The sequence below is a fragment of the Aneurinibacillus aneurinilyticus ATCC 12856 genome (assembly GCF_000466385.1).
In the GTDB taxonomy this organism is placed as follows: domain Bacteria; phylum Bacillota; class Bacilli; order Aneurinibacillales; family Aneurinibacillaceae; genus Aneurinibacillus; species Aneurinibacillus aneurinilyticus.
The window spans coordinates 17009-35599 of sequence record NZ_KE952802.1 but is presented as its reverse complement, the minus strand read 5'-3'; the positions used below and the strand labels follow the sequence as shown (position 1 = coordinate 35599).

17 protein-coding genes are annotated in these 18591 nt (G+C 45.2%); 16 read left to right on the top strand and 1 reads right to left on the bottom strand.

Annotated elements, in window-relative coordinates; translation table 11 throughout:
- The first annotated feature begins 21 nt into the window (after nt 1-21).
- The 6 genes from HMPREF0083_RS13500 (at nt 22) to HMPREF0083_RS13475 (ending at nt 7369) form a co-directional block, all read left to right on the top strand.
- The gene (locus tag HMPREF0083_RS13500; RefSeq protein WP_021622004.1) at nt 22-972 is read left to right on the top strand and encodes a ribose-phosphate diphosphokinase; all 951 of its coding nucleotides are present in this window, start codon (nt 22-24) and stop codon (nt 970-972) included.
- A 91-nt stretch (nt 973-1063) separates the two neighbouring features.
- Nucleotides 1064-1723, top strand: coding sequence for a 50S ribosomal protein L25/general stress protein Ctc (locus tag HMPREF0083_RS13495; RefSeq protein WP_040302754.1), 660 nt, complete (start codon nt 1064-1066; stop codon nt 1721-1723).
- Nucleotides 1724-1807: 84 nt separating this feature from the next.
- The gene (gene pth, locus HMPREF0083_RS13490; protein WP_040302753.1) at nt 1808-2368 is read left to right on the top strand and encodes an aminoacyl-tRNA hydrolase; all 561 of its coding nucleotides are present in this window, start codon (nt 1808-1810) and stop codon (nt 2366-2368) included.
- Between the two features lie 70 nt (nt 2369-2438).
- Complete coding sequence (locus tag HMPREF0083_RS13485) at nt 2439-2660, top strand: anti-sigma-F factor Fin (protein WP_040302751.1); 222 nt, start codon at nt 2439-2441, stop codon at nt 2658-2660.
- An 82-nt stretch (nt 2661-2742) separates the two neighbouring features.
- Nucleotides 2743-6300, top strand: coding sequence for a transcription-repair coupling factor (gene mfd / locus HMPREF0083_RS13480; RefSeq protein ID WP_040302750.1), 3558 nt, complete (start codon nt 2743-2745; stop codon nt 6298-6300).
- Entirely contained in the window at nt 6287-7369 is a 1083-nt protein-coding gene (locus tag HMPREF0083_RS13475) for a peptidylprolyl isomerase (protein ID WP_021621999.1), read from the top strand. Before mfd ends, HMPREF0083_RS13475 begins: the two co-directional genes overlap by 14 nt.
- Before the next feature lie 41 nt (nt 7370-7410).
- On the opposite strand, the gene HMPREF0083_RS28100 is transcribed toward HMPREF0083_RS13475, so the two are convergent.
- The gene (locus HMPREF0083_RS28100; RefSeq protein WP_021621998.1) at nt 7411-7575 is read right to left on the bottom strand and encodes a hypothetical protein; all 165 of its coding nucleotides are present in this window, start codon (nt 7573-7575) and stop codon (nt 7411-7413) included.
- Between the two features lie 306 nt (nt 7576-7881).
- Here HMPREF0083_RS28100 and spoVT point away from each other — a divergent pair, with 306 nt between their 5' ends.
- From spoVT to hpt, 10 genes are all read left to right on the top strand, one after another.
- Nucleotides 7882-8424 carry a stage V sporulation protein T gene (gene spoVT, locus HMPREF0083_RS13470; RefSeq protein ID WP_021621996.1) on the top strand — a complete coding sequence of 181 codons (543 nt, stop codon included), beginning with the start codon at nt 7882-7884 and terminating at the stop codon, nt 8422-8424.
- 199 nt (nt 8425-8623) lie between these two features.
- On the top strand, nt 8624-10231 hold the full coding sequence (locus tag HMPREF0083_RS13465) for a putative polysaccharide biosynthesis protein (protein ID WP_327848947.1): 1608 nt from the start codon (nt 8624-8626) through the stop codon (nt 10229-10231).
- A 23-nt stretch (nt 10232-10254) separates the two neighbouring features.
- Nucleotides 10255-11733 (top strand): bifunctional methyltransferase/pyrophosphohydrolase YabN, encoded by a 1479-nt coding sequence (gene yabN / locus HMPREF0083_RS13460; RefSeq protein ID WP_021621994.1) that lies wholly within the window; start codon nt 10255-10257, stop codon nt 11731-11733.
- A 2-nt stretch (nt 11734-11735) separates the two neighbouring features.
- Complete coding sequence (locus tag HMPREF0083_RS13455; protein WP_021621993.1) at nt 11736-12029, top strand: RNA-binding S4 domain-containing protein; 294 nt, start codon at nt 11736-11738, stop codon at nt 12027-12029.
- Between the two features lie 255 nt (nt 12030-12284).
- Nucleotides 12285-12575, top strand: coding sequence for a sporulation protein YabP (gene yabP / locus HMPREF0083_RS13450; protein WP_021621992.1), 291 nt, complete (start codon nt 12285-12287; stop codon nt 12573-12575).
- On the top strand, nt 12572-13153 hold the full coding sequence (yabQ, locus tag HMPREF0083_RS13445) for a spore cortex biosynthesis protein YabQ (protein ID WP_021621991.1): 582 nt from the start codon (nt 12572-12574) through the stop codon (nt 13151-13153). Before yabP ends, yabQ begins: the two co-directional genes overlap by 4 nt.
- A gap of 27 nt (nt 13154-13180) precedes the next feature.
- Nucleotides 13181-13507 carry an FtsB family cell division protein gene (locus HMPREF0083_RS13440; protein ID WP_040302747.1) on the top strand — a complete coding sequence of 109 codons (327 nt, stop codon included), beginning with the start codon at nt 13181-13183 and terminating at the stop codon, nt 13505-13507.
- Between the two features lie 204 nt (nt 13508-13711).
- A complete protein-coding gene (gene spoIIE, locus HMPREF0083_RS13435; protein ID WP_021621988.1) occupies nt 13712-16174 on the top strand; it encodes a stage II sporulation protein E in 2463 nt (820 codons plus the stop codon).
- A 324-nt stretch (nt 16175-16498) separates the two neighbouring features.
- On the top strand, nt 16499-17902 hold the full coding sequence (gene tilS, locus HMPREF0083_RS13430; RefSeq protein WP_040302746.1) for a tRNA lysidine(34) synthetase TilS: 1404 nt from the start codon (nt 16499-16501) through the stop codon (nt 17900-17902).
- A gap of 105 nt (nt 17903-18007) precedes the next feature.
- Nucleotides 18008-18544, top strand: a complete 537-nt coding sequence (hpt, locus tag HMPREF0083_RS13425; RefSeq protein ID WP_021621985.1) for a hypoxanthine phosphoribosyltransferase — start codon at nt 18008-18010, stop codon at nt 18542-18544.
- Nucleotides 18545-18591 lie beyond the last annotated feature (47 nt).

Genomic DNA, 18591 nt, shown 5'->3' with positions numbered 1-18591 from the left:
TATGGAGGTTTAACAGCAGTCATGGCGAATTATCGCGACCCGAAACTGAAAGTCTTTACTTGTAATGCAAATCCGGCTTTGGCGAAAGAAATTGTGGATCATATCGGTCTTCCGATGGGAAATGCACAGGTTGTGCATTTCAGTGATGGAGAAGTACAGATTAAATTGAACGAGAGCGTACGCGGCGCTGATGTATTTGTTATCCAATCCACCAGCGCACCTGTGAATGAGCATCTGATGGAGCTTTTGGTTATGGTAGACGCACTGAAGCGGGCTTCTGCCAAAAGCATTAATGTAGTCATTCCTTATTATGGCTATGCTCGTCAGGACCGTAAAGCGCGTGCTCGCGATCCGATTACTGCAAAATTGGTTGCAAATTTAATTGAAACAGCCGGAGCGCATCGTGTTATTACTATGGACCTCCATGCTACACAAATTCAAGGTTTCTTTGATATTCCGGTCGATCACCTACTAGGGGTGCCGATTCTTGGAAAACACTTTGCAGAGAAAGAACTTGAAGACATAGTCGTTGTATCACCTGATCACGGGGGTGTGACGCGGGCAAGGAAATTGGCTGAACGTCTGGAAGCCCCAATCGCTATTATTGATAAACGTCGACCAGAGCCAAATGTGGCCGAGGTAATGAATATCGTTGGCAATATTGAAGGTCGTACGGCTATCATTATTGATGACATTATTGATACGGCAGGTACGATCACATTGGCTGCGAACGCATTGATGGAGGCGGGGGCTAAAGCGGTATATGCCTGCTGCACGCATCCGGTGCTTTCTGGACCGGCTATTGAGCGTATCGAAAATTCCAGCATCAAAGAGTTAATTGTAACGAATACGATTCCGCTTGGACTGGAGAAGCAAAGCAACAAAATTCAGGCGCTGTCTGTAGCGCCGATCATCGGGGAAGCGATTATTCGTGTGCACGAAGAATTGTCTGTAAGCAAGTTGTTTGATTAATTTCCACTAGCTTAATGATTGACTCTTCACTGTATTGGGTAAAGTAGATAATGATGTTGCTACGAACCTTACAGTAGGAGGGGAATATAATATGGCAATGGAACTGCAAGCGCAAAAGCGACAGGTAGGACCACGGTCTATGCTAACCGAATTACGCAGCAAAGGGAAAATTCCCGCCGTTTTGTACGGTAGTGATGTGGAAAGTGAATCGATTGCGATTGAGGAAAGCCATTTTCAGCAACTCGTGAATCAACAAGGTTTGAATCATGTAATCAAATTGAATGTGGACGGGAAGCCTCTTAATGTCATGATTAAAGACTTACAGAGTGACCCGCTCAAGAATAAAGTGCTGCATTTGGATTTCGGCACAATTAATATGAATGAAAAGACGGATACAAGCGTGTTCATTGTGCTGCAGGGAGAGGCGGAAGGTGTGAAGAACGGCGGTGTGCTTCAGCATACATTGCGTGAGCTGAACATTAGCTGCCTGCCTGACAAAATCCCGGACAGCATCACATATAATATTGAAAAGCTTGTTGTCGGCGATACGATAACGGTGGCTGATCTTACCGTTTCAGGCGATATCGAGATATTGGACAGCCCGGATACGGTTGTTCTCACTATTGTGCCACCGCAGGCGGAACCGGTAGAAGGAATGGCCGGGGAAGAAGCTGAGACGGAGGCCGGTATTGCAGAGACGAACGATGAAGAGAACAGCTCCGGTGATGCAGAGCCAAATAAAAACGAATAATCATAAGCTCAACGATGTAATCGTTCGAAAAAGCGTAACCGTCCGGTTGCGCTTTTTCAGTGTATATGGTAAGGGGAGAATATGATGAAAGTAATTGTAGGACTGGGCAATCCAGGTAAACAATATGAAATGACCCGGCATAATGTCGGATTCTGGGCGATAGATAAACTTGCACAGGATTGGAATATTACGCTATCGACAGGTAAATTCAAAGGACTTATTGGTGAGGGACGTATCGGTATGGAAAAAGTGCTGTTGGTTAAGCCGATGACGTACATGAATCTATCTGGAGAGTGTGTCGGCCCGCTTTTGAATTTCTATAAGCTGGACGCTGAAGAAGATTTGCTGGTTATTTATGATGACCTTGATTTGCCATGTGGCAAAATCCGCCTGCGTACAAAAGGAAGCTCCGGGGGCCATAATGGCATGAAATCATTGATTGCTCATCTGGGTACAGAGGAATTTAAGCGAATTAAAGTAGGTATTGACCGTCCTGCTCCTGGACGTAAAGTAGTGGATCATGTATTAACTACATTTTCGCCAGAGGAGCTGGCCGATGTGCAGGATGCAGTAAACCGATCCGTTGAAGCTTCAAAAGCATGGATGGAGATTTCTTTTTTACGTGTAATGAATCAATTTAACTAGCTTTCGTATGGTACGCCGTCCTTCTGGAAAGAATAAATATAAGCATAATACTTTTTCGGGGGGCATACATATGGCGATACGATATATCTGCCCGCATTGCGGTACACAGCATGCGGCAATCGAACATGCTGAGGCGACAGAAGATAGATTGGGGTTTCATTTCTTGACCCCTGAAGAGAGGAAACATATAATTAGCTATGAAGCAAATGGGGATACGGTGGCAAGTGTTACATGTGAATACTGTAGTGAAGCCATTTACCGTTACCCCGAGCTTATGTATCCTTTACAATAAAGCAGCATACAGAGCCTTGGCTTTTTGCTAAGGCTTATTTTTGCATTTGCGGATGCATTCGCAAAGAGAGGAGGAAAAGCGATTGCAGGGTCTGGTAGAGAAATTTAAACGCGACGACGAGTTTGAAGCGATAGTCGACAGTTACAAACGGGGGTTAAGGGAACAGCTTGCATCTGGGCTAAGCAATTCTGCCCGGCAGGTATTCTATGCCGCTTTGTATCAGACGATGGCGCGTCCTCTCGTTATCGTAACACACAATATGTTTCAAGCTCAGAAAATATATGACGATATGAATCAGTTGTTGCCGTCAGATGAAGTATGGCTGTACCCGGCCAATGAGATGGTACTATCAGAAGTATCTATTTCCAGCCCGGAAACGCTCAGTCAACGCATTGAGGTGTTGAATGCGCTGGCTGCGGGCAAAAGAGGAGTATTGGTTGTTCCATATGCAGGTGTTCGTCGAACCGTCATACCTGTAGATGAGTGGAAAAGGGCGCAGTACCCACTTGCTATAGGCGAAGAAATTGTATTGGAGAATTTCCTTGAGAAGATGATAGCGCTTGGCTATGAACGCGTTGAAATGGTAGAAACACGTGGTGAAATTAGCGTTCGGGGCGGAATCATCGATATTTTTCCTGTCTATATGTCTCATCCGGTACGGATTGAGTTATTTGATACCGAGGTCGATTCCATTCGGACATTTGATATTTCCAATCAACGGTCTATTGAGAATCTGCAAGAGATTTTAATCGGTCCGACACGGGAAGTGTTTGGGGGTCAGGAAATCTTCATGCAGGCAGCAGAAAAGCTAGAGCAGCATATGAATGCAACACTTCCTAAAGTAAAAGCGGCACAAGTCAAGGAGCTTATTGTCGAAAAAGTAGGTTGGGAAATCGAACAGTTGCGCCAGGGCCATTCGTTTACCGGAATCTATAAATATATTTCTTTTCTATATTCGTCGCAGCAAACTTTAATAGATTATTTAAAAGAGAAGCCGCTTGTCCTCATTGATGAGCCTTCGCGTATTGTAGAAGCGGCAGCACAGTTGGATAAAGATGAAGCGGAGTGGAAAACGGCACTGGTACAGGAGGGGGAATTTCTGCCGGATATAGATCTGTCCCACTCGCTGGAGAACATTATTGCCCCGAAGAAATGGCCAATACTGCATACGTCTTTGTTTTTACGGCAAGTACCGAAAACCAATCCGCAAAATATTGTTAATTTCAATTGCAAAGCCATGCAGAATTTCCATGGTCAAATGAACGTACTAAAAACGGAAATAGAGCGGTGGAAAAAGTCGAATGCTGTGGTCGTATTTTGTGCTGCGGACGAAGAGCGGGCCCGCCGGATGGAGAGAGTGTTCCACGATTATGATATTGAAGTAGATATTGTTCTCTCACCGGATAAAGCGCTTGTGAGCAGCCGCCCGGTTATTACCATTGGCAATTTGCAGAGCGGTTTTGAAATCCCGATGCAGCATCTTGTCGTTGTTACAGAAAGTGAAGTATTTACTCAAAAACAGCGAAAAGCATCCAAAACGAGGAAGAACATCAGCAATGCTGAACGTATCAAAAGCTATACAGAGTTGCAGGTAGGAGACTATGTTGTACATGTTAACCATGGTATCGGCAAATATCTAGGCATTGATACGCTCGAAATTAATGGAATTCATAAGGATTACCTGCACGTTAAATACGCGGGAAATGACAAGCTATACGTACCTATTGAGCAAATTGATCAAGTGCAGAAGTATGTCGGTAGTGAAGAGAAAGAGCCAAAAGTATACAAATTGGGCGGCACGGATTGGAAAAAGGTTAAAAGCAAAGTTCGTGCATCAGTGCAAGACATTGCTCAGGATTTAATTCGTCTATATGCGGAACGCCAGCAGGCGAAGGGCTATGCGTTTACGAAGGACGGAGAGGAAATGCGCGAGTTCGAGGCTATGTTTCCGTATGATGAAACAGAAGACCAACTGCGTGCGATCCGGGAAATTAAAGAAGATATGGAAAAAGAACGTCCGATGGATCGCTTACTGTGCGGAGACGTAGGATATGGAAAAACTGAAGTAGCGATTCGTGCAGCATTTAAGGCAGTAATGGATGGTAAACAGGTGGCTGTACTTGTACCGACGACCATCCTGGCACAGCAGCATTATGAGACATTCCGGGAAAGATTTGCCGATTACCCAGTAAACATTTCGGTCATTAGCAGATTCCGGGCTCGGAAAGAGCAAACACAGACGATCAAAGGGCTTAAGGATGGGACGATTGACATCGTAATCGGAACACACCGTCTTCTCTCCAAGGATGTTGTTTTTAAAGAGTTAGGCCTGCTCATCGTTGACGAGGAGCAGCGTTTTGGCGTTACGCATAAAGAAAAGCTGAAGCGTCTGAAGACAAATGTGGACGTTTTGACGTTGACAGCAACGCCAATTCCGCGTACACTGCACATGTCGATGCTTGGTGTGCGCGATCTTTCCGTTATTGAGACGCCTCCGGAGAATCGCTTCCCTGTTCAGACATACGTAATGGAATACAGTGCTGGGTTGGTGCGGGAAGCGATTGAGCGAGAACTGGCGCGAGAAGGACAGGTATATTTCCTGTATAATCAGGTACAAGGTATTGATCAGATGGCAGATCAAATCCGTATGCTTGTGCCAGATGCCCGTGTTGTGGTGGCGCATGGCCAGATGAACGAAACGGAACTGGAATCAGTGATGTTGAGCTTTCTGGAAGGAGAAGCGGATGTTCTGGTTAGTACGACGATTATCGAGACAGGCGTAGACATTCCAAATGTTAATACACTCATTGTCACGAATGCGGACCGGATGGGCCTGTCACAGTTATACCAGTTACGTGGAAGGGTCGGGCGTTCGAATCGGATTGCATACGCATATTTCACGTATCAGCGGGATAAGGTGCTGACTGAAGTAGCGGAGAAGAGGTTGCAGGCGATTAAAGAGTTTACTGAGCTGGGTTCAGGTTTTAAGATTGCGATGCGAGATTTATCGATCCGCGGAGCAGGAAATCTACTTGGTGCGGAGCAGCATGGCTTTATCGCATCGGTTGGTTTTGACTTATATAGTCAGATGTTAAAGGATGCGATTGAGGAATTGAAGGGTGAGCCACAGAAAGAAGAGGAGGTACACCCTGAGATCAATCTGACCATTGATGCGTTTATTCCTTCTGATTACATTCAGGATGGAAAACAGAAGATCGAGATGTACAAGAAATTCGCCGCTGTATCTTCATTCGAAGAAATCGAGGATTTGACGGAGGAATTAATGGACCGATTCGGTAACATTCCACAGAGTGTAAGCAGTCTGCTGCTTGTGTCTCGTCTGCGGGTGTATGCGATTCGACATCGCATTGTGGAAATTGCACAAAAAGCGGAAACCATTCAAATGGTTTTCCATGAAGATCAAAGCGCCAAAGTGGACTGGGGAGACTTATATGAGATTAAAGGGCCTCTCCTGCGGCGCATCACGCCTTCACGGCAAGGACAACAGGTAGTTGTTGGAATTAAGGTGAAAGGGTTGAAGCCTGAGGAGAGCATTGAACTCGTAGAAAGCTTCCTCATTCAATTCGACGAACTCAAAAAGAAAAAAGAAGGCGAGGAAGCAACAGATGTGGCCAATTAAGAAATACGGGCGACTTGCTTTGGTTTGTATTCTTTCTTTCGTTGTCCTACTCACAGGATGCGGAAAGACCGGACCGGTAGTTGCAAAGTATGATGAAGGCAAAGTGATTACCGAACCTCAATTCAAGAATTATACAGAAGTATTGAAAGCGATAGAGCCGAGCATGGCTCAGGCAATCGATTCAGGGAACAAAGAAGCGCTTACGGCTGCGCTTCATTATATGGTAATGACGCTGCATGTGACTGCTCAGGTTAAAGAGACGGATGAAATGAAGAAGGAAGCAGAAAAGAATTTTACACAATATGAGGATTTCGTTAAACAACAAATCGGGCAGGATAAAAAGCTCACGCAATACTATGCGGATCGTAAAGTAACCCAAAGCGAGATGAAGGATTTCTTTCTTGATCAGGTGAAAATGATTTCGTACTTCTCCAAAGATGTAAAAGAAGAAGACAAAAAGAAAGAATATGATATGGCCAAGAAAGAAGGCTATTTGACGCAAACGAATGTACGTCATATTCTTATTAGTACAGAGAAGAGATCGAAAGCAGAAGCGAAAAAGAAAGCGGATGAACTCGTAAAGCAACTGCGTAACGGTGCGGACTTTGCTAAATTAGCCAAAGAGAATACGGACGATCCGGGTACGAAAGAGACAGGTGGATTGTATGAACTTCCTTCTCCGGACGGCTTGACTCTTGAAGGCATGGTAGGGCCGTTTAAGAATGCGGCTAAGACACTTCCGCTAAATAAAATTAGCGATCCGATTGAAACAGAGTTCGGATATCATATTATGCGTGTTGAGAAACGTCAGGATCAGCCTTATGATGAAGTGAAAAAAGACATCACTCGGATGCTGGCACAAGAGAAGGAGAATGAATTCTTCACTCAAAAAGTAAAAGGTATCATTAAAGAAGAGAAAATTCCGGCTGATATGATTAAGGAACAGCCACAACAGCAAATTCCGGGGCAGTCAGAACAGCCAGGACAATCTGTGCCAGGCACGCAACAACCAATGCCTGTACCAGAGCAACCTCAGGGTGGCAAATCGCAACAGCCAAGCAGTAAATAGTAAAAAAAGAGTTCTGCGCATTAACTGCGCAGAGCTCTTTTTTATTTCGTTGCATATTCGTTTAACTTGTAGAACGGAAAAGAAGGATAGCCAAATTCCAGCACATCCTGGCAGCGGTGGCAAATTGTATTTTCCTTTTTGGAGGTGCTCGTTTCCTGCGCCTTTAGCTCGCGATGGCATCTCTGGCATACTTGCTTGCTGTTCATGCATAATCGTCTCCTTTTGGCATTAGGATGTCTTTTCTTTATTACAATGCAAATTAGATGCCGAATATGCAGAACGATTGAATGTTGAGCTGCATTATTTTATGTAAGGGTTTTAATGCCTGTTATTATGAATAAACGCATAACATATGCAAAAAATTATACCTGCATAAATTTTTTAGCCAAAAAAGTTTGCATGGAGGGAGATAAGATGGTGAATATTCTCCGTGCAGGAGATAAATACTACAAGCAAGCTAATTATAAGTTGCAGTCATGTAATTACTTCAAGAAAGCGAGGCATCGAGAATTATGAAAGCAACTGGAATTGTACGCCGGATTGACGACTTAGGGCGTGTGGTCATTCCGAAAGAAATTCGCCGTACACTTCGCATTCGTGAAGGTGATCCGCTGGAAATCTTCGTGGATCGCGACGGAGAAGTGATTCTAAAGAAATACTCTCCGATTGGGGAGTTAGGCGATTTCGCCAAGGAATATGCTGATTCGTTGTATGAGAGCACCAATCATATTACGCTAATTAGCGACCGCGATACCATCATCGCTGTATCCGGGGCCTCCAAGAAAGAATTCATGGATAAGGCTATTGGTGAAATCGTAGAGTCTGCGATGGAGGAGCGCCGCACTTCACTACAGACCAGTGCAGGGGAATATGAGATGATTCGCGACAATGAAGATAACTATTCCTCCTATGTCATTGCTCCGATTATTGCAGGTGGTGACCCGATTGGCTCAGTGATTCTTCTGACGAAGAATGACCAGGCCAAGATGGGCGACCTGGAAGTCAAGCTTGTAGAAACTGCGGCAGGCTTTCTCGCAAAACAGATGGAGCAGTAAAAAGCATGACCAAGCTTCCGGTAAGAACACTTGCCAGGAAGCTTTTTTTTGGGAAAGTTCGTTCCATAAGCAGCATAAGCTAGTTTATGGGGCAAGCCTTTCGGAACCCCGCCCTGCCTTGAATTTATGATATAATTATGCAGGAATTTACCGGGAAAAGAGAGGGGAATCTATGTCTAAGAATCAGGGGGCTTCTTTTTTGAAAGGAGCTGCAATACTGGGGGCGGGTGCGCTATTATCCAAACTGCTGGGAGTTGTCTACCGTATACCGTACCAAAACATTACGGGTGATCTCGGCTATTATGTCTACACTCAGGTATATCCGCTATACAGTGCCCTTCTTATTCTGGCGACGGCCGGATTCCCGATAGCGATTTCGAAATTCGTGGCAGAGAAGCTGGCAGTAGGCGATGTATATGGAGCGCGCAAAATCTTCCGTGTATCTGCGGGAGTACTAACGCTGACAGGCTTCCTCTTTTTTATTCTTCTCTGGTTTGGTGCACCGCTGTTGGCCGGATTTATGAGGGATGATAAACTGGTTATGCCGATTCGAAGCGTATCATTCGCTCTTCTGATCGTACCGGTTATGGCGTCGATACGTGGATATTTTCAAGGACACCATAATATGGTTCCTACCGCGGTTTCACAGATAGGTGAGCAGTTTGTTCGCGTCGCTACCATTATCATATTATCGTACTGGTTTATGAAGACAACGGGCGACGTATACCTCGCCGGGTCAGGTGCGGTATTTGGCGCAGTAACCGGCGCGTCTTTTGCATTTATTCTTATGCTTTTTTTCTGGAGGCGAAACCAGAAGTTGCAGCAGAAAGTATGGGACGAGACATCGCTGAAAAATACATATAGGCAGGAATCTATCGGGGAAATTGCGCGGAAGCTGTTCTATTATGCTATTCCCATCTGCCTGGGTTCGCTTGTGCTTCCACTGATGCAGCTATCCGATTCATTTACCGTCGTCAGTATGCTGATTCGCGGAGGAAGCGACGCGGAAGCTGCCTACGAATTGAAAGGGATTTTTGATCGGGGCCAGCCGCTGGTGCAGTTTGCTGCATTTTTCGCGACGGCGCTTTCCTTATCGCTTGTTCCGGCCATTGCCGAGGCCAAAGCGTTGAACCAGCATCGTTTGATTGCTGCCCGGACAGAATTGGCCCTGCGTCTAACGTTCTTATTCGGATTGCCGGCCTCCATCGGTCTTGCAATTGTTGCCGGACCGGTGAATGTAATGCTATATGAGAACGACAATGGCACAATGGCTTTGACCATTCTTGCATTTACAACGATCTTTTCTACACTGGGCATTACATCAGCAGGAATTCTTCAAGGAATGGGAGAGGTTAACCTACCGGTTCGCAACCTACTGATTGGCGTTGTGGTAAAGCTTATATTGAATATTCTGTTTATTCCTTTCTTCGGCATTACCGGCGCTGCTGTAGCAACTGTATGTGCCTATATGATTTCTACATTGCTGAATTTGTATACAGTGCATCAGCTAACCGGCGCCCGGTTTGGTCTGAAAGACTTCTTTATTAAACCGTTTATGGCGGTAATGATGATGGCACTGGCCGCATTTGTTGCCCGGCAGGTTGCAGAACAAGGACTTGCGGACTTATTTGCTTCTGCCCGTTTGTATTATACCGGGGTAAGCCTGCTGGCTGTCGGTGCAGGCGTTGTGATGTATGCTGTCGCTCTTCTTCTGTCCGGGACCGTACGACGAGTCGATTTGGAAAGCACAAAAGCCGGACGTAAAATCGTACCGCTGCTTAGAAAACTGAAACTTCTGCATGACTGACTTCGAAAGGGGATGCAATTATAATGAAGAAAATTATCGTAATCGGTCTTGGAGCGGGAACCCTGGAAGGACTTCCCCTTGGAATTTATCGTATTCTAAAGGAAACAAACCATCTTTATTTGCGGACCGAGAAACATCCGGTTGTTGCCGAACTTTTGGCAGAGGGAGTAGCATACGAGAGTTTTGATGATGTGTACGAAGCGCATGATCAGTTTCCGGAAGTGTACGAAGAAATTAGCGATCGCCTCTTTCGAATGGTTCAGGAGAAAGACGAAGTTGTCTATGCGGTACCGGGTCATCCACTTGTCGCTGAGCGTACAGTACAGCTACTGATGGGTAGGGCCGAAGAACAAGGTGTAGAAATTGAGGTGAAAGGTGGCCAGAGCTTTCTTGACCCTGTATTTGCCTCGTTGAAAATCGATCCGGTGGAAGGGTTCGTCCTATTAGATGGAACAGATTTGCAAGAGCATCATGTACAGCCTAATTTGCATCACCTAATCTGCCAGGTATATGATGCGTTTGTTGCCTCGGATGTGAAATTAACATTGATGGAATCGTACCCGGATGATTACCCCGTTACCGTCGTGACTGCGGCGGGGATCGTGGGAGAGGAGCGAATTCAGACAATACCTTTGTATGAATTGGACAGGCTGGACAGCTACAGCAATCTGACGACGGTGTATGTACCGCCGACGGAGGAAGATATGGCATTGAACCGTCAGTTCTGGCGTCTCCGAGAAATCGTTACGACTCTACGCAGTCCGAATGGCTGTCCATGGGATCGGGAACAGACTCATCAATCAATTCGGAAGAATTTGATCGAGGAAACATATGAGGTGCTTGAAACAATTGATGATGAGGACCCGGAAGCAATGTGCGAAGAGATGGGGGATCTGCTCCTTCAGATTATGCTTCATTCCCGAATAGCTGAAGAGGATGGCTATTTTACTGTTCAGGATGTGATTGCCGGGCTGAATGAGAAACTGATTCGTCGACATCCTCATGTATTCGGCACATCGAATGCGGAAGACGCGGACGAAGCATTGCAGAATTGGGAGGATATTAAAAAGAAAGAAAAACAGGGTAAAGAAAAAGAGACGATATCTCGCCTTGATGAGGTGCCGCGTGATTTGCCCGCCATTCTTAAGGCATATAAATACCAGAAGAAGGCAGCAGATGTCGGTTTTGATTGGGACGAGCTATCCGAAGTGCTTGATAAAGTAAAAGAAGAATGGGACGAGCTGAGGGAGGCGCAGACACCGGAGCATCGCCGGGAGGAGCTTGGCGATTTGCTGTTTGTCATCGTTAATGTCGCACGTTTCATGAAGATTGACCCGGAAGAAGCACTAGCTTTGGCAAATAAGAAATTCTACTACCGTTTTTCCTATATTGAGCAAAAAGTAAGGGAAGCAGGTAGGACATTCGAGAATACATCACTTGAAGAGATGGAGAACTGGTGGCAGGAAGCGAAACGAAAAAAGAAAGAGGAAGAAGGGATATAAAGATGCGACTCGATAAATTTTTGAAGGTTTCCCGGTTGGTGAAGCGTCGTACACTGGCAAAAGAAGTATGCGATCAAGGGCGTGTAACCATTAACGGTCAGGTGGCAAAATCCAGCGCCAACGTAAAAATAGGAGACGAGCTTACCGTCCGTTATGGAAATAAGCTTGTTACTGTAAAGGTGGAAAAGCTTCTCGATACGACTAAAAAGGATGAAGCGGCTACTCTCTACACGATGATTAAAGAAGACTACCTACCTCGCGATGACCGGGAAGAGCCTCAATCTTCCATTTGGTAAAGAAGAGAATGGTATCTGCATGAACAACATGGAATCGGATTTTCTCTTGTTCTATTCTACGTCTCTCCTCCATAGGATGGTATAAAGTGAAACTTCACTCAGCGGGGAGGTTTTCACACCTCGCTGCGTGTTCGTTGAACGTATCGGACCTTTTGGGACAGTTTATCTTCCACTTATATTTCCTCGATTTCTCCAAGTCTTGAGGTGGAGGTATTACTGCTCGTTAAGGCGGGATAAAAAGGAGGGCGGGCCGTAATGATGGAAACAAATCCGAAGAAGACAATTCGTCACGATGTTGTCATGATTAACCGAAAAAAGCTTGATATAACAGGTGTACTTAAGGTCGAAAGTTTCGATCATGAAGAATTCCTGCTCCACACGGAGGCTGGTTTTCTTACGATAAAGGGGAAAAATCTGCATATGAAGAACCTGAGCCTGGAAACGGGACAGGTATCGATTGAGGGCTTGGTATTCGCGATGGAATATATCGACGAATCCTACCAGGGAGAAAAAGCCAAAGGGATCTTTGGCCGGATCTTTAAGTGACACTGACCGGGCAAGCAACAACAATGTTGGCGATGGTGCTATGCGGACTGGTCATGGGAATGCTGTACGATACATACCGGACAATGGAGCGTAAATGCCATCTCCCTATCTGGCTGGTATGGATATCCGACTTTTTCTTTTGGATAAGCTGTACGTTTCTTGTATTTGGCACGCTTTTAAGAATAAATGAAGGTGTAGTCCGAATTTATATTTTTCTCGGATTAGGTATTGGCATCATTTTTTATTTTCTGCTGTTCCAGCGTATGTATCTTCGAATTTTGAACAAGCTTATTGCCCTTTCTGTATGGCTATACCGGGTCACATTAAGAATCGGATACTATATTCTCATCGTTCCTCTCCTTTTTTTATACCGGGCATTGGTTGCTATCGCTCTTTTCCTCTTTTCTGTACTGTTTACTGTTGTAAAATGGCTTGCCCGGCCATTTTTGTTTTTGGGAGGAAAGCTATGGTCGCCGATATGGACGGGATATCTGCAAAAACCGACGCAAAAAGCAAAGAAAATTGCGAGAAAAAGATGGCAAGCCTTGACGGGCTGGATAAAAGGTAAGAAAATGTAAAATAATCAATCAGGAAAGGTGAACGATATGCAACAACAACCGCAATCTAGGCCATCGAGTTACGGTCGGAAACGCAGGATGCGTCTTTTGCAGATTATTGTCGTTTTGTTTTTGTCATGGGCGGGATACACATACTATTCTCAGAGTGAGCAATTGGCGAGTAAACAGAGTGAACTTGTGAATTTGCAGCGTGAAGTGACAAAGGTGGAGGAAGATAAGAAACAACTCGAATTACAGGTAAAAAGAATGAACGATCAGGAGTATATCAGCGAGTTGGCTAGAAAAAATTTCTTCCTTTCCAAAGAAGGGGAAATCATATTCCTGACACCTGATGAAAACAAGAAAAAGCAATAATGAAAAGGGATGGAGAGCGCTTGCTCTCCTTTTTTTATTGTCTTTTCATACGTTATCATCCACAAAGGGAAGTCGACATCAAACAAAAAACAGGAAGTTAATTGTCGGAAAATTTTTGCTTGGCGCCTACTTGTTTTGACAAAATTTGTTTTTGACCTGTGCTTATAATGGGAATCACAAAATTCAGGTTAGGTGGTGCTGAGGATGATTCGCAATCAGTCTGTAACGATGGCAGGAAAAATGGCATCTGCTGTTGAGGATGTTAACAGAAGAGGTGGGAATTGGTTATATGCGGTCTCGCATCAATGGAGTGTGCTGCACCTGATGATGGGTTTTTTGCTCGGGCGTGCAGTTATTCTGCAAGAGATTTCTCCATTCGCAATTCCTTTTTTTGCGGTGATGTATTCCCTAAAGAAAAATCGACTGCTTCTTATCATGTTTTCGATTATGGCCGGAAGCGCGATGCAGTCGATGGAGATCGCTTCGGCAAATTTTCTTGGAATGGCGATAGTGCTGGTTCTGGCAAGCATATTGGAGAGGCGCCGAAAAATGGAGTTAAACTACGCTCCACTGCTTTCATTTCTCGCGGTCCTCCTCAGTGGAACTATGGTGGAATACATTCTAAACAAGCTAACCTGGCATTCGCTGTTTATGACCGGCGTAGCAGCGCTGCTTAGCTTAATTCTCACGCTCATCTTTGTACAGGCGATTCCGATCCTGACATCGAAGCGGAGTCAGCAAAACTTGCGTACGGAAGAAATTATTTGTTTAATCATTCTTCTAGCGTCAATTATGACAGGAACGGTAGGCTGGTTTGTGCAAGATGTATCTGTGGATAATGTGCTTGCACGCTATCTTGTTCTGCTTTTTGCTGCGGTCGGCGGTGGAACGGTAGGCGCTGCCGTGGGGGTAGTAACCGGGCTTGTCTTAAGCCTGGCTAATATAGATGCTATTCATCAAATTAGCTTACTAGCTTTCTCCGGCTTATTGGCCGGCTTACTGCGTGAGGGCAGAAAATGGACCGTGGCGATCGGCCTGTTAATCGGTTCTTCTATTCTGACCATCTATGTAGGCGAGCAGCGAGAAATTCTCCAATCATCTTTGGAGACGTTTGCATCTGTTCTATTCTTCCTGCTGACCCCGCGATTTGTGATGAGGGAAATCTCAAAATTTATACCGGGTACGGAAGAGAATACTAATTCACAACAACAATATTTAAGAAAGGTGCGTGATGTAACAGCCGGAAAAATGGACCAGTTCGCCCAGCTGTTCACGAAACTGTCGGAAACATTTTCTGTACCGCATCTAGCGGATGTTTCGGATGACGAATTACAAAAGGACTATTTTTTGAGCGAGGTGACGAAGAATACGTGCCAGCGCTGCTGGAAAAGGGAGCAATGCTGGAGTCGAGATTTTGATAATACGTATGAAGCATTGAACGAAATGATGCGTGTGATGAAGCGAGACGGTGAAATTAATGTTAACGAAATGCCAAAGGATTGGCTGCGCAAATGTGTAAAGCAGGATCGGATGCTAACATATATGGAGCAGGAATATATACGCTGGCAGAATCAGTTGCACCTAAAACAGCAAATCGCTGAAAGCCGACGGCTCGTAGCCGAGCAACTGGCAGGTGTCTCACGCGTTATGCATAACTTTGCTCATGAGATACAAAGAGAGGGTGTCCATCTGCATGTACAGGAGCAGCAAATTCTAGGAGCGCTGGAGGGGGTGGGGTTATCCGTACGGAACGTAGATATTATGAACCTTGAAGAAGGGAAAGTAGATATCGAGATTACACAGCCTTCCTGCGCTGGCAGGGATGAATGCTCGAAGATCATTGCTCCGCTTCTGACCGATATACTTGGTGAGAAGATTACGGTAAAAAATAAGGACTGCCAGGCGCTTGCAGACGGAACGTGCCATATGTGCCTCGGTTCGGCTCAAACATTTGAAATCGATACTGGTGTAGCCGGTGCCGCTAAAGGAGGACAGTTATTATCCGGTGATTGTTTTAAGATTATGGAATTCGGCAGCGGTAAAATGGCCCTTGCAATGAGCGACGGAATGGGTAATGGAGAGAGGGCCTATCTGGAAAGTTCCTCAACGCTGGAACTATTGCAGCAATTACTTGAATCCGGGATGGAGGAAACATTAAGCATTAAGTCTGTGAATACGGTGCTATCCCTCCGTTCACCGGATGAAGTGTTTGCTACGGTTGATTTGGCGTTAATCGATCAGCATACAGGACAGGCAAAATTCATTAAAACAGGTTCTACACCGAGCTTTATTAAACGAGGCAAAGAAGTGATTCCAATTTCGGCTAACAACTTGCCGATCGGCATTATCGACGATATTGATGTTGATGTAGTAAGCTATCAGCTCAAGCCGGGCGATTTGTTAATTATGATGACGGATGGTATTTATGAGGCACCTCGCGTCGAGAATAAAAATCTCTGGCTAAAACGGAAGATTTCCGAATTGAAAACGAATCATCCTCAGGAGGTGGCAGATTGCTTGCTTGAACTTGTTATTCGTCAGCATTATGGTGAAATCCACGATGACATGACGGTAATGGTAGCACGTATTGAGCATTACATGCTGCCGTGGGCGACAATTCCGGTGCCAAATGCGCCAAAGATTGATCGGCCGCGTTACGTAAGCTAATACGAATTGCTTTTTGCCTCGCCCAGACTTAGCAGCGGTTGGGACGAGGCTTTTTTGGATAAGAAAGTATATATCGCTACAAGGTAAGGTAGCGATATATACTTTCTTCCGAGTGTCTCGCTTGAAGAAACTCGCGGGGCGTATGACGTGGCATCAGGCGGCCCGTCTGTCTTCTTTGTGGCAAAAGGACGAGTGGCAATGCCCACGAGTTTTTCTTATGCTATAGTTAATATTGAACAGAAAATTTTTGAAACCGGTGGCTGGTACGGTTCGTATACTAGATAGGTCAGACTTTTGCTGACTGAATGATTGAAGGTGGAATATTTGCTTGAACAGTTGAAAAAAACGATACAAGCTCATGGTTTATTAAAGACAGGGGATACGATCGTCGTGGCCGTATCGGGCGGTCCTGATTCGGTTGCATTGCTACATGCGCTTACCCGTTTGCGTCAGGAATTTGAATATACGATAGCGGCTGCGCATGTAAACCATCAATTCCGTGGTGAAGAAGCGGATGAAGACTGTGACTATGTGCAGCATCTATGTCAGGAACTTGCAATTCCTTGTTTTGTCGATTCGATTGATGTTCCGAAGCTTATTGGAGAAACAGGTTTAAACCCTCAGGATGCAGCACGGCAGGTTCGCTATCGGTTTCTGAAGCAGGTGGCTGGTAAGATGGGAGGCGCAAAAGTGGCGACGGCCCATCATGCGGATGATCAGCTGGAGACGATGGTAATGCGTTTTGTTCGCGGCACCGGCGTAGAAGGGCTGGCAGGTATTCCGCTATGTCGCAGCGAAGAAAACATCGATATTATTCGTCCGTTGCTAGAAGTAACAAGGGATCAAATCGAGAAGTATTGTGAGGAACAAGGGCTCTTACCGCGCCAGGATGCCAGTAATTGGAGCGACAAGTATTTGCGTAACCGGATTCGCCGGCATTGGATTCCGCTTATGCGCGAGGAAAATCCATATGTAGCAAGTGCTGCGGTGCACCTTGCGGAAGTGCTGCGGGAAGAAAACGATTATATGCGTCAGGAGAGCATGGAAAAGCTTGCTCTCATCATAGAGAAACAAAATGAGAATACAATAATCATAAGACAAAATGATTTCCTGATGCATCACCTTGCTTTACAAAGGAGGATGATTAAACTAATATTAAGTTATCTGCTGAAAAGCGACATAAAAGAAATAGGGTATGTGCATATTGAAAACATACGGCAAATCATTGGAGATACTCATCCGGCGGCTTGTACCCATTTACCTGGGGGGGTGCAGGTGCATAGGGAGTATCAACGAGTGATTTTTTCATTTTCTTCAAACATAATTTCAATACCCCCCTACATATATTCTTTAGATATTCCCGGACAGACCTATATCTCAGAGATAGGTCGGGTGATTCGTTGCTATTATGGGGACAGGGATGAGAGGAAGCGGCTTGCGGAAGGCACATTCGCCATGTTTGACCCGGCGAGTGTTAAGGGTAAACTATACGTAAGAAGGCGGCGTGCCGGAGATCGTATGGTACCTCTGGGCATGCACGGAAGCAAGAAGGTAAAGGATATTTTTATAGATAAGAAAATACCCCGCCAGCAGCGAGACCAAATCCCCCTTCTCATGGATGATGAACACGTCCTCTGGATTCCCGGCGTAAGGCGTTCGAGATGGCATGTGCCCAAGAAGGAAGCGGATGTCGTATTGTATGTAGTGCTTGAATCGTCGCTTTTATGACAATTTCAATTCTCTTTCTTGCTGCTTATACATATTGTAGCAAGAGAGGTATGATTGGCAGCGGAATACCAATTTTGTGACCGTGTTCATACCAGGAGGTTCATCATGGAAAAAGACATTGAAAAAGTACTTTTGACAGAAGAAGAAATTATGGACAAAATTCGCGAGTTGGGTCGTATTCTTTCCAAAGAATATGCGGGCAAAAACCCACTCGTTATTTGTGTTTTACGTGGAGGAGCCCCTTTTATGACCGATCTGGTGCGCCGTATGGATATCCCGCTTGAGATGGACTTTATGGCCGTTTCCAGCTACGGGGCTTCTACCGAGTCTTCTGGAGTTGTACGGATTATGAAGGATTTGGATACTTCCGTGGAAGAACGTCATGTTCTGATTGTGGAAGACATTATCGATAGTGGGCTTACACTCAGCTACTTAATCGATAATATCCAGCGCCGTAATGCTGCATCTGTGAAGGTTGTAACATTGCTTGACAAGCCGGCACGGCGTACGGTCGACTTGACACCCGATTATTGCGGGTTCCAGATTCCTGACGCTTTCGTTGTCGGATACGGATTGGATTACGCGGAGAAATATCGGAATCTGCCTTACATTGGCATCTTGAAATCCGAAGTATATAGCTAAGTCTTGTCAAGTTGTAGATGCCGAGTTTCATGTGGTAAAATAATGTA

What these genes read in the sequence shown, in the direction of transcription:
- HMPREF0083_RS13500 (WP_021622004.1), top strand. Translation starts at nt 22, where the DNA reads ATGGCGAATTATCGCGACCCGAAACTGAAAGTCTTTACTTGTAATGCA.
- HMPREF0083_RS13495 (WP_040302754.1), top strand. Translation starts at nt 1,064, where the DNA reads ATGGCAATGGAACTGCAAGCGCAAAAGCGACAGGTAGGACCACGGTCT.
- pth (WP_040302753.1), top strand. Translation starts at nt 1,808, where the DNA reads ATGAAAGTAATTGTAGGACTGGGCAATCCAGGTAAACAATATGAAATG.
- HMPREF0083_RS13485 (WP_040302751.1), top strand. Translation starts at nt 2,439, where the DNA reads ATGGCGATACGATATATCTGCCCGCATTGCGGTACACAGCATGCGGCA.
- HMPREF0083_RS13475 (WP_021621999.1), top strand. Translation starts at nt 6,287, where the DNA reads ATGTGGCCAATTAAGAAATACGGGCGACTTGCTTTGGTTTGTATTCTT.
- HMPREF0083_RS28100 (WP_021621998.1), bottom strand. Translation starts at nt 7,575, where the DNA reads ATGAACAGCAAGCAAGTATGCCAGAGATGCCATCGCGAGCTAAAGGCG.
- spoVT (WP_021621996.1), top strand. Translation starts at nt 7,882, where the DNA reads ATGAAAGCAACTGGAATTGTACGCCGGATTGACGACTTAGGGCGTGTG.
- yabN (WP_021621994.1), top strand. Translation starts at nt 10,255, where the DNA reads ATGAAGAAAATTATCGTAATCGGTCTTGGAGCGGGAACCCTGGAAGGA.
- HMPREF0083_RS13455 (WP_021621993.1), top strand. Translation starts at nt 11,736, where the DNA reads ATGCGACTCGATAAATTTTTGAAGGTTTCCCGGTTGGTGAAGCGTCGT.
- yabP (WP_021621992.1), top strand. Translation starts at nt 12,285, where the DNA reads ATGATGGAAACAAATCCGAAGAAGACAATTCGTCACGATGTTGTCATG.
- HMPREF0083_RS13440 (WP_040302747.1), top strand. Translation starts at nt 13,181, where the DNA reads ATGCAACAACAACCGCAATCTAGGCCATCGAGTTACGGTCGGAAACGC.
- spoIIE (WP_021621988.1), top strand. Translation starts at nt 13,712, where the DNA reads ATGATTCGCAATCAGTCTGTAACGATGGCAGGAAAAATGGCATCTGCT.
- hpt (WP_021621985.1), top strand. Translation starts at nt 18,008, where the DNA reads ATGGAAAAAGACATTGAAAAAGTACTTTTGACAGAAGAAGAAATTATG.